The sequence below is a fragment of the Massilia sp. TWR1-2-2 genome, from assembly GCF_049897565.1.
In the GTDB taxonomy this organism is placed as follows: domain Bacteria; phylum Pseudomonadota; class Gammaproteobacteria; order Burkholderiales; family Burkholderiaceae_D; genus JAFCUW01.
In genome coordinates this window covers 1-533 of record NZ_JAFCWM010000117.1, presented here as the reverse complement: position 1 = coordinate 533, position 533 = coordinate 1, and the positions used below count along the sequence as shown (strand labels likewise).

1 protein-coding gene is annotated in these 533 nt (G+C 56.3%); it reads right to left on the bottom strand.

Going from position 1 to position 533, the window contains the following annotated elements:
- Positions 1–110: 110 nt before the first annotated feature.
- Positions 111–533, bottom strand: a 423-nt coding sequence (locus tag ACP7DD_RS26645) for a transposase (RefSeq protein WP_426178424.1), incomplete at its 5' end; no start/stop codon positions are given.

The following is a 533-nucleotide window of genomic DNA, read 5'->3' as shown; positions in this document are numbered from 1 at the left end:
CAGGGTACGCGGGCTCAAGCCGGCGATCGCGCATGCTCTGCACTGACGGGCCCCCTCGGCAACCGCTTTTTCGACCATTGCGATGATGTCGGCACGCGCTGCGGGTGAGGTCATTTGACCTCGTCCTCCCACAGCGCATTGAACTTTTTTTGCAGTAAAAGCAGCGCTGCGGCCTCCGCTAAAGCCTTATCTTTACGATCCAAATCCTTCGTCAATTTGTCGTTCTTTTTCTGCAAGTCCCGCAGCTCGCGCGTATCGACGGCAGCGACCGGCTTAACGTCCAGGCAGAACGCCGTGCGCCATGCCTCGAGATGGTGGGTGAACAGTCCGCGCTCGCGACACCAGGCCTGTACCGCTTCCTCATCCAAACCGTGCGTTTCGTGCAGCGCAACGAGCTGCTCGCTACGACTCCAATCCTGCGGCCGCTTCTCTCTGTCTACCGATTCTTTCAACATATACAAATTCTTTCTGCGTATCCAGTTTTTGACCGTGTAAAAGTTGACGTTCAGATCGTCTGAAACGTCCTGCACGGT